The organism is Oscillibacter sp. (genome assembly GCF_032060045.1).
Lineage (GTDB): Bacteria > Bacillota > Clostridia > Oscillospirales > Oscillospiraceae > Oscillibacter.
In genome coordinates, this window is record NZ_DAMBZJ010000010.1 from 77,361 (window position 1) to 87,221 (window position 9,861).

Consider the following 9,861-nt stretch of genomic DNA (forward strand, 5'->3'; position numbering starts at 1 on the left):
GGTTAGTGTCCCGCTCGATGCCCTTAGATACGCTGACCAGCACCGTGCCCTTCTTTAAAAATGACGCGGCGGGGCGGAGATTGCTCCGCACGGCATAGGACGGCGAGGCGGACACCACGAGTTCCGCCGTCTCCACACAGCGGATCTCTCCGCTGAATTTCAGCGCGGCGGGAAGCTCCACGTCAGGCAGTGCTGGATTTCTCCGATTTCCCGCCATCAGCTCCGCTTTTCCCGGACTGTGGGACCAGAGGGTAACGTCGTGCCCGTTATCACACAGTACCATGGCCAGAGCCGTCCCCCAGCCGCCGCTGCCTAAAACCACTGCCTTCATATCCGAATCCCGCTTTCTGTAGAAAATTTTTTGAGGCAAAGCCCCTTTGAACCGACCGCTATTGCTTTCGATGGAAGCTGAACTTGCTCTCCTCGCCCCGAAGCAGCCGCCGAATGTTGGCCCGATGTCCCCAGATCAGCAACGCGCCGCAGCAGGCGGCCAAAAAAGCCAGCACCGGGCTGTGCATCACAAAATAAGTGGCAAATGGAAGCGCCGCCCCGGCAAAAACAGACCCCAGAGAGACAAAGCGCGTCAATGAAGCCAGCAAAACAAAGCCGCCCCAGACAATCAACGCCACCCTCCAATCCAGCATAATTGCCACGATGCCACCAGAGAGAACGCCTTTGCCTCCTTTGAAGTGGAACATGCAGGGGAACATATGTCCGATCATGCAAAACAGCCCTGCAAACAGCTTTCCAAAGGCAGGCTCACCCATAAAATGCCCGAATACCGCCATGCCGATCAGCACAGCGAACACCGCCTTGAGCACGTCGGTCAGAATAACAACAAAGGTCAGCGCTCCTCCGAAGGTTCGGTAAAAATTGGTCAGCCCCGCGTTGCCGCTGCCATGGGTGCGGATATCGTCCTTCAGAATATACTTGGAGACAATCACCGCCCCGTTGAAGCAGCCCAGCAGGTATGCGGCCAGCGCCGTAAGCGCGCCAAGACCAATGGCAGGCAACAGCGAAAATTGATAGATGGAACCCGATGCCTCCATATCCTTATTCCTCCTTGTCACCCTTTTGCCGGATAGAGAGAATGATGGGCGTCCCCGACAGTCCAAATACGGCGCGGATCTGATTTTCAAGATACCGCTGATAGGAGAAGTGGAACAGTCTAGCGTCGTTGCAAAACACCACGAAATGGGGCGGGCGGATACCCACCTGCGTCATATAGTAGATTTTCAGGCGGCGGCCCTTGTCGGAGGGGGGCTGCACCCGGGTTTGCGCGTCGGATAGGACGTTATTCAACATTCCCGTGGTAATGCGCAAAGATGCCTGATTGCTCACGGCCACAATCAGATCGAAAAGCTTGTTCACCCGCTGCCCGGTCAGGGCGGAGATAAACAGAATTGGTGCATAGGTCATAAAGCCCAAATCACGCCGGATGTCGGCGGTAAGCCGGTCCATAGTCTTGTCGTCTTTGTCCACCAAATCCCATTTGTTCACCACGATGACAGAGGCTTTCCCCGCTTCGTGGGCCAGACCCGCCACCTTGGTGTCCTGCTCGGTCACGCCTTCCCGCCCATCAATGAGGATCAGGCACACGTCGCTTCGCTCAATGGCCATGGTGGCCCGCAAAACGCTGTACCGCTCGATGTCTTCTTCCACCTTGGATCTTTTCCGCATGCCCGCCGTGTCGATGAACAGGAACTTCCCCTGCTCGTTTTCAAAAAGAGAGTCGATGGCGTCCCGTGTGGTGCCTGCCACGTCGCTGACGATGCTCCGCTCCTCCCCCAGAATCCGGTTCAAAAGAGAGGACTTGCCCACGTTGGGCTTGCCGATCAATGCCACCTTGATGGCATCCGCCCCCTCCTCATCTTCCTCCTCGGGCAAGAAATGGGCCACGCAGGCGTCCAGAAGGTCACCAGTTCCGTGACCGTGGACAGCCGAGACGGCAATGGGGTCCCCCATGCCCAGATTATAAAACTCGTAAAAATCCGGGTTCATGGCGCCGGTGGAGTCCATCTTGTTCACCGCCAGAACAATGGGTTTACCGCTTTTAAGCAGCATATTCGCCACTTCGTGGTCCGAGGCGGTGAGTCCGGTCTTCACGTCCGTTAAAAAGACGATGACCGTGGCGTGGTCGATAGCAAGCTGCGCCTGCTGGCGCATAAAGGTGAGAATCTGATCGTCGGTCCGGGGTTCAATTCCGCCGGTGTCAATCAGTGTAAAAGTGCGACCGTTCCAATCCGTCTCACCGTACACCCGGTCCCGGGTGACCCCCGGTGTGTCCTCCACAATGGAGAGCCGACGGCCGATAAGTTTATTGAACAGCATGGACTTGCCCACATTGGGCCTGCCCACAATGGCAACAATGGGTTTCATGGGTTTCCTCCCGTTTCTATATTTTCATGCCCGGAATGGGGCAAAGCAGCCTGTTTTTTCTTACGAAAAAGCCGCCGGCACAGCAGCCAGTGCAATCCGCAAAATAAACATGCAAGCGCACAGTTGACCGTCCACGGCAGAGGGTCTAGCAGCGGTTGAAGCAGAGGGAGGGGCGTAACTCCCAGCAAAACGACACTGAAAAGGTTTTCAGGCAGTATCCTGACCAGTCCCGCAAGAAGAACCAGAGACACCACGCCCCAATAATTGCAGATGGCCCTGACCGGCAGCAAATCCTTGCCGTATATCAGGTGCAGGTCGATCAGCAAAATCACAAGCAAATATAATATGGTAAAAATCCACGCTTTTAAATCATAGCTGTGCCCATAGCCCATGTCAATGCTGCGTTTCAGATTATAGAATGAACCCCATATTTGCAAAATGAGCAAGAGCAGGACGGTGAACGGAATGGCTGCGTCCAGAAGCCGGATCCATGATTTTTTCACAGCGCATACAGCCCCTTTTCTTTCAGTGATACTGTCATCATACCATATTTGTGGGAAATGTACAGCATTTCTGTCGGCTTCGTACACGACTGCGAAGCCGCATGCAGGTCCCACATCCTCGGACACAAAACAAGGAGGAAAGAGCGCACTCTTTCCTCCCCATTTATGATGCAAACCTTATTTCGCAGCGTTCACGGCCGCGGACTTGACGACCTTGATGGTCCGGCCGTTGTAAGTGCCGCACTCCTTGCACATTCTGTGAGGCAGGTGCAGAGCACCGCATTTGGAACAGGCAACGAGGCCGGGGGTCGCCAGCTTCCACGTGGAGCTGCGGCGCTTGTCCCGTCTTGCCTTGGATACTTTTGTCTTGGGTACTGCCATGATGACACCTCCTTCAGATCAGCGGGGGCCTTGGCCTCTCCGCTCTTGTTACGTATTTATTAGTTGCTCTCCAAAAGCTTTGCAAGGGCCGCAAAACGCGGGTCCGCGTCCTTCTTGCAGCCGCAGGGACCGAGGTTCAGGTCGGCGCCGCAACGGGGGCAAAGTCCTTTGCAATCTTCAGAACACAAAAATTTGGCGTCCATTTCCAAAATGAACGCGGTGCGGGCCAGCTCGCCTACATCCACCTCGCCGTTTTCCAGTAAGACGATCTCGTCATTTTCCCCGTTTTCCAGCTCCTCCGCCAAAAGGCAGGAAAAGTTTACTTCCTTGAAAATCTGGACAGGCTTTGTACAACGGTCGCAGGCGGCGTCCAGCGTGCTGGAGGCCGTCATGAAAAGCTCCAGCGCGCCCGCGCTGTTTCGCACGGACCCTTCCACCGAAACCGGCTCTGTCACGGGATACTGACCGTTCAGTTCCGCGTCAGACAAGTCCATGGAAAATTGAAACTCCAAGGATTTTCCGGGGAAATTCAAAATAGGTTTTAGGTCTAAACGCATAGCACACCTCGCAATGACACGAGCAGTATTATAATGGATATTGAAAGACTTGTCAAATACTTTTTCGGATTTCCTTGCTTTTTTCCCAAAATCGGCTACAATGTGCCTATACCGATATTTGGAGGGTCCTATGCGGGAATTTACCATCAACAAAAATGATGCGGGACAGCGGCTGGACCGGTTCACGGCCAAGGCTGCGCCCGCCTTGCCCCCCGCCCTGGTGCAAAAATATATTCGCCTCAAGCGGGTGAAGGTCAACGGCAAGGGCGCGAAGCGGGAAGTCCGGCTGGAACTGGGCGATCTTGTGCAGATGTACGTCAACGACGAATTTTTTCAGGAGCCGGACACAGAGAAGGACAAGTTTCTCTCCTCTTTTCGTCCCCAGCTCGACATTGTATATGAGGACGAGAACCTTTTGCTGGTGAACAAGCGCCCGGGCCTTGTGGTCCACGCCGACGAAACAGAAAAAGTGAACACATTAGTCCACCACATTCAGGCGTACCTTTATCAGCAGCATGAGTGGAACCCGGCGGAGGAAAACTCCTTCGTCCCCGCTCTTTGCAACCGTATCGACCGCAACACCGGCGGCATTGTCATCGCCGCAAAAAATGCGGATACATTGCGAATTATCAATGATAAAATCCGCACCCACGAACTGCGAAAGACCTATCTATGCGTGGCGGTGGGAAATCCCCGACCCTCGGCCGGGAAAATTGAGGGCTTTCTTTTAAAGGATGAGCGAAAAAAAGAAGTTTCTTTTTATCGCCGCCCCATCCCTGGCGGCCGCAGCGCCGTTACCTATTATAAGACTTTGCAGAAAAAAGGCGAGCTGTCTCTTGTGGAATGCGAGCTTTTAACCGGAAGAACCCACCAGATCCGCGTTTCCATGGCGGAAATCGGCTGTCCTCTGCTGGGAGACGGTAAATATGGCCGGGGCGAAATCAACCGGCGTTATGGGGAGCAGAAGCAGTGCCTTTGGTCCTATCAATTGGCGTTTGATTTTCAATCGAACGCCGGGATTCTTGAGTACTTGCGAGGCAAGGTTTTGCGGGTGGAAAATATTCCATTCAAAAATCGCTATTTTCCTTGACTTTTCAAAGCCTTTTCGATACAATTTGTAATTGCCGAATTTCAACGAGAAAGGTTCCCCCTCAACAGAGAAAAGAGGCGTTTTTATTCGATTAATTGTAGAAACGGGGGAGGATACATGTCCAAAGAGTTGATTCGCCTGCGGGACCTCTGCATGGCGTTTGACGACGAGCTTGTTCTCGATCACTTAAATCTCTATATCAATGACAAAGAATTCCTCACACTGCTTGGACCCAGCGGCTGTGGCAAGACCACGACGCTGCGTATCATCGGGGGTTTCACGACGCCAACGTCGGGAGATGTCCTGTTCGACGGTGTGAGGATTAATGACGTTCCGCCCTTTCAGCGGCAAATCAACACGGTATTCCAGAAATACGCCCTGTTTCCCAACATGAACGTGTTTGAAAACGTGGCCTTTGGCCTGCGGATGAAGCGCGTTGTCGACCCTGCGGACCCCTCTGGAAAGCGGACGGTGAAGTTGGCGGAGACGGAAATTAAGCGGCAGGTTCTGGAAATGCTGGAAACCGTCAGCCTTCTTGGCTTTGAGCACCGCAAACCAGACGCCCTTTCCGGCGGCCAGCAACAGCGGGTTGCCATCGCCCGGGCACTGGTAAATCGACCCAAAGTGCTACTTTTGGACGAACCTCTGGGTGCGCTGGACTTAAAGCTGCGCAAGGACATGCAGATTGAGCTGAAAAAGATTCAGCAGCAGGTGGGCATCACCTTTATATATGTCACCCATGATCAGGAGGAGGCCCTCACCATGTCCGACACCATTGTGGTGATGGACAAAGGCTCCATTCAGCAGATAGGCACGCCGGAGGACATCTACAACGAGCCGAAAAACGCCTTTGTGGCGGACTTTATCGGTGAATCCAACATTATTGACGGTGTGATGCTTGAAGACCGGGTGGTTAAGCTGTACGGCAAGACCTTTCCCTGCGTGGACGGTGGCTTTGCCCCAAACGAGCCGGTGGACGTGGTGGTTCGTCCGGAAGATATCGACATTGTACCCGTGGAGCAAGGCCAGATTGTGGGCACCGTCACCAACGTGACCTTCAAAGGCATGCAGTATGACATCATCGTGGACTTCCGTGGCTTCAAGTGGCTGATTCAAACCACGGACCACTCCCCTGTCGGCGCCAAGATCGGTGTGAAAATCGACCCGGAGGGGTTCCACATCATGAAAAAGAGCGAGTATTCCGGAAAATTCGGAGATTACAGCTCTTACAGCGAGGAATACGACGAATTGTCCGACGCGGAGGCGCTGGACGAGGAGGAGGATTCCCCGGAGGGCGGCAGCCATGAGGAATAGAGGTCTGGCCATGCCGTATGTGGCATGGATGGCGATTTTCGTGGTGACGCCCCTGATTCTGGTCGTGATTTACGCCTTTCATAACGGCTCCAGCTTTACGCTGGAAAATTTCCGCGCCATGGGGACCTATGCCGCCGTGTTCGGCCGGTCCTTTCTTCTTGCGGCCATTGCCACGCTGATCTGCATTCTCATCGGCTATCCCGTGGCCTGGTTTCTGGCCCGAGAGGGTCCCGGCCTCAGGCGCATCGCCACGATTGTGATTATGCTGCCCATGTGGATGAACTTTCTGCTTCAGACTTACTCGTGGATGTCCATTCTGGAAAACACCGGGCTTTTGAACACCCTGTTCCAGAAAATTGGCCTGATCGCCCTTGTAAACGGCCTGTTCGGGACGGATTTCACTTACTTCCCCATGATCAACACCCGTGGGGCCATCGTACTGGGCATGGTGTATAACTACCTGCCTTTTATGATTCTGCCCATTTTCACGGTGATTGAAAAAATCGACCCACGGCTGATCGAGGCAGCGCAGGACTTGGGCGCAAACAGCGCCGTAATCTTTCGCAGGCTGATTTTTCCGCTGTCGGTCCCCGGGATTCTCTCCGGCATCACTATGGTATTCGTCCCCTCGGTTGCCACCTTTGCCATCTCCCGCCTGCTTGGCGGCGGCATGGTGACGCTGCTGGGCGACCTGATTGAAACGCAATTTCTGGGCGGGTCGTACAACCCCTATCTCGGCTCCGCCATCTCCCTTGTGATGATGGTCATTGTGCTGATCTCCATGGCCGTGATGAACCGCTTCGGCGAGGGTGAGGAGGAGGCGATGCTGCTGTGAGAAAAAACCGTTTCGGCAACCGCCTGCTTCTGGTGCTGACCTTTCTGTTTCTCTACGCGCCGATTTTCGTGCTGATTTTCTTTTCCTTCAACGCCACGAAAAGCCGGACGGTGTGGGGCGGATTCTCCCTGCAATGGTACGTTCGCCTGTTTCAGGACGAAGCGATTCTCAGCGCCCTGCGAACCACGCTGCTTGTCAGCGTGCTGGCCTCCCTCATCGCCATGGTGGCGGGGACCGCTGCTGCCATGGGCTTTGCGGCCATGAAGCGGCGCAGCCGCCACACCCTGATGTCTATTAACAACATTCCCCTGACCAATGCGGATATTGTCACCGGCGTGTCACTGTCCCTCTTGTTTATGCTTGCCATCGGCGCATTCAACGCCACCGTCGGGAAGGCTGTGGGCATCTCGCTGGCCAAGGGCTTCGGCACCATGCTGATTGCCCACGTGACCTTTGATATCCCCTATGTCATTTTGTCCGTGATGCCCCGCCTGCGGCAATTGGACCCCCATATCTACGAGGCGGCGCAGGATTTGGGTGCCCGGGGCTTTTACGCCTTCCGCAAGGTGATCCTGCCCGATCTGATGCCCGGCATCGTCAACGGGACCATCATCGCCTTCACCATGTCGGTGGACGATTTTGTGATTTCCTATTTTACCGCGGGCAACAAGGTTTCCACCCTTGCGATGGAGGTTTACTCCATGGCAAGGAGGAAAATCAGTCCGGAAATCAATGCCATTTCCACGCTTTTATTTATCTCGGTGTTGGTGCTTTTAATTATCGTGAACCTGCGTCAGACCCGTCAGAACTCCGCCGTGCGGCGCCAGCGCGCCGCCCTGACCCCAAAAACCTGAAGGACCGACGCGCCGTTTGCCCCCATACTACAATTGCAAAGGAGAATATGAAGAATTGAAAAAAATCCTCTCTCTGGCTCTGGCAGCCCTTTTAGTCTGTCCCCTGCTCACCGCTTGCGGCAACTCTGCCAGTAAATATCCCAACGGTGAAATTAACGTTCTCAACTGGGGCGAGTATATCTCCACCGGACAGGACGGAACACTGAACGTGATTGAAAAATTTCAGGATGAAACCGGTATTAAGGTGAATTACACCGTCTGCCCCGACAACGAGACGCTGTATGCCAACCTGAAGCAGGGAGACTCCTATGACGTAATTATTCCCTCCGACTATATGATCTCCCGCCTGATCGATGAGAAGATGCTCCTGCCGCTGAACTTTGACAACATTCCCAACGCATCGGACGTGGACCCCAACTTCTTAAACCCTGCCTATGATCCGGAGAACACCTATTCCGTCCCCTATATGTGGGGCACCGTGGGCATCATCTACAATACGTCCATGGTAAGCGAGGCCATCACCAGCTATCAGGCCCTGTTCGACACAAAATACGCTGGGCAGGTTTTGATGATCAACAACTCCCGGGACGCCATCGGCGTGGCGCTGAAAACCCTTGGCTATTCCTATAACACCACCGACCCCGCCCAGATTGCCGAGGCCACAGACCTTTTGATTCAGCAGAAGAAGGACGGCATCGTTCAGGCCTACGTCATGGACGAGATTTTTGACAAGCTGGAGGGCGGCGAAGCCGCCATCGGCGTGTACTACGCGGGAGACTACCTCTCCATGCACGACAACAACGAGGACCTTGCCTTCGTGCTCCCCTCCGAGGGAACCAATATCTTTACCGACGCCATGTGTATCCCCGCGGGGGCCGCCAATCAGGAGAATGCAGAGAAGTTCATCAACTTCATGTGCTCCACGGAAGTTGGCGTTGCCAACTGCGAGGCCATCGGCTATTCCACCCCCCTGATGAGCGTCAAGGAAGCGCTGGACGCGGAAATCACCGCCGATCCGGTGGCTTATCCTTCGGATGAGGTGTTGGCAAGCTGCGAGGCATTTTTGAACCTTCCCGAAGCCACCTTGAAGCTTTACGACTCCGAATGGCTGCGTCTGAAAGCTTAAAAGTATTGTTTAAAAGCGGCGTGGAAACCGGATTTCGGTTTCCACGCCGCCTGCATTCTTCAAAAAGCCGGTCCAATCCGGTTTTTTCGTTTTTGCCCTTGTAAGGCAAAGGGCATATCGGTATAATGAACACACACAAGTCAACATACAAAGGAGAATGTAAACATGGTTACAATTGGAACAACCTATCGCGGAGAGCAAGTGGTCACGGACGCGTTGACCGCCTCCGCCGTCGGGTCCGGCGCGCTGCCGGTGTTTGGCACGCCGTTTATGGTCGCCTTGATGGAAACCGCGGCCCTTAACTGCTTGCAGCAGGGGCTTGAAGAGGGTAAGGGCAGTGTCGGCGTGCGTCTTGAAATCAGCCACGACGCCCCCACCCCCGTGGGTATGAAGGTCTGGGCGGAAGCCGAGGTCACCGCCATTTCCGAAAACGGAAAAATGGTGGACTTTAAGGTCACGGCCTGGGACGAAAAAGGCCCCATCGGAAAGGGAACCCACACCCGCGCCGTCATCGACAATGCCCGCTTCCTCGCAAAGTGCAACGCCAAGCAGGACGGCTGAGCAGCCCTCCTGCCCGCCCCCGCCGAAATTCGGCGGGGGCGGCTTTTTTCCTTTCACAGCTCAACGCTCCCGAAAAAGGGCTGCTTTATTCAAGCCTCTCCGCTGCTTTGGATGCCCGCCTGCTGAACAGCACTCTCCCCAGTCGTTTCATGCCGCCCCCGGGTCAGCCGCCGCCTCAGCAAGTCGGCTCCTCCCCACGGTTGTATTCTTCCAGCTCCCGGATACCGTTTATAATTGTCACGTCGGTCACCTCATAGGGAT

General features: G+C 54.6%; 12 protein-coding genes. 6 read left to right on the plus strand and 6 right to left on the minus strand.

The annotated features are described in order from the left end of the window. The 6 genes from RT018_RS06030 to RT018_RS06055 all read right to left on the minus strand — a co-directional run. Nucleotides 1–331 (minus strand): 2-dehydropantoate 2-reductase N-terminal domain-containing protein (locus RT018_RS06030; RefSeq protein WP_312940155.1); only part of this gene is annotated, 331 nt, incomplete at its 3' end. Between the two features lie 58 nt (nt 332–389). After that, a complete protein-coding gene (locus RT018_RS06035; RefSeq protein WP_312940156.1) occupies nt 390–1,049 on the minus strand; it encodes a glycerol-3-phosphate acyltransferase in 660 nt (219 codons plus the stop codon). Nucleotides 1,050–1,053: 4 nt separating this feature from the next. Then, nucleotides 1,054–2,379 (minus strand): ribosome biogenesis GTPase Der, encoded by a 1,326-nt coding sequence (gene der, locus RT018_RS06040; RefSeq protein ID WP_312940157.1) that lies wholly within the window; start codon nt 2,377–2,379, stop codon nt 1,054–1,056. Further along, nucleotides 2,376–2,882, minus strand: a complete 507-nt coding sequence (locus RT018_RS06045) for a hypothetical protein (RefSeq protein ID WP_312940158.1) — start codon at nt 2,880–2,882, stop codon at nt 2,376–2,378. Before RT018_RS06045 ends, der begins: the two co-directional genes overlap by 4 nt. A 177-nt stretch (nt 2,883–3,059) precedes the next feature. After that, nucleotides 3,060–3,263 carry a 50S ribosomal protein L32 gene (rpmF, locus tag RT018_RS06050; RefSeq protein ID WP_293010272.1) on the minus strand — a complete coding sequence of 68 codons (204 nt, stop codon included), beginning with the start codon at nt 3,261–3,263 and terminating at the stop codon, nt 3,060–3,062. Between the two features lie 59 nt (nt 3,264–3,322). Further along, a complete protein-coding gene (locus RT018_RS06055; protein ID WP_312940160.1) occupies nt 3,323–3,757 on the minus strand; it encodes a DUF177 domain-containing protein in 435 nt (144 codons plus the stop codon). A gap of 193 nt (nt 3,758–3,950) precedes the next feature. On the opposite strand from RT018_RS06055, the gene RT018_RS06060 reads away from it, so the two are divergent. From RT018_RS06060 to RT018_RS06085, 6 genes are all read left to right on the plus strand, one after another. Further along, entirely contained in the window at nt 3,951–4,910 is a 960-nt protein-coding gene (locus RT018_RS06060; RefSeq protein ID WP_312940162.1) for an RluA family pseudouridine synthase, read from the plus strand. Between the two features lie 117 nt (nt 4,911–5,027). Then, nucleotides 5,028–6,224: an ABC transporter ATP-binding protein gene (locus tag RT018_RS06065; RefSeq protein ID WP_312940163.1), complete on the plus strand. Its 1,197-nt coding sequence runs from the start codon at nt 5,028–5,030 to the stop codon at nt 6,222–6,224. Next, complete coding sequence (locus RT018_RS06070; RefSeq protein ID WP_312940165.1) at nt 6,214–7,059, plus strand: ABC transporter permease; 846 nt, start codon at nt 6,214–6,216, stop codon at nt 7,057–7,059. The genes RT018_RS06065 and RT018_RS06070 overlap by 11 nt, the downstream gene beginning before the upstream one ends. Then, nucleotides 7,056–7,913: an ABC transporter permease gene (locus tag RT018_RS06075; protein WP_312940167.1), complete on the plus strand. Its 858-nt coding sequence runs from the start codon at nt 7,056–7,058 to the stop codon at nt 7,911–7,913. Before RT018_RS06070 ends, RT018_RS06075 begins: the two co-directional genes overlap by 4 nt. Nucleotides 7,914–7,968: 55 nt before the next feature. After that, entirely contained in the window at nt 7,969–9,039 is a 1,071-nt protein-coding gene (locus RT018_RS06080; protein WP_312940169.1) for a spermidine/putrescine ABC transporter substrate-binding protein, read from the plus strand. A 165-nt stretch (nt 9,040–9,204) separates the two neighbouring features. Then, nucleotides 9,205–9,600: a thioesterase family protein gene (locus RT018_RS06085; RefSeq protein ID WP_312940171.1), complete on the plus strand. Its 396-nt coding sequence runs from the start codon at nt 9,205–9,207 to the stop codon at nt 9,598–9,600. The last annotated feature ends 261 nt before the right edge of the window (nt 9,601–9,861 follow it).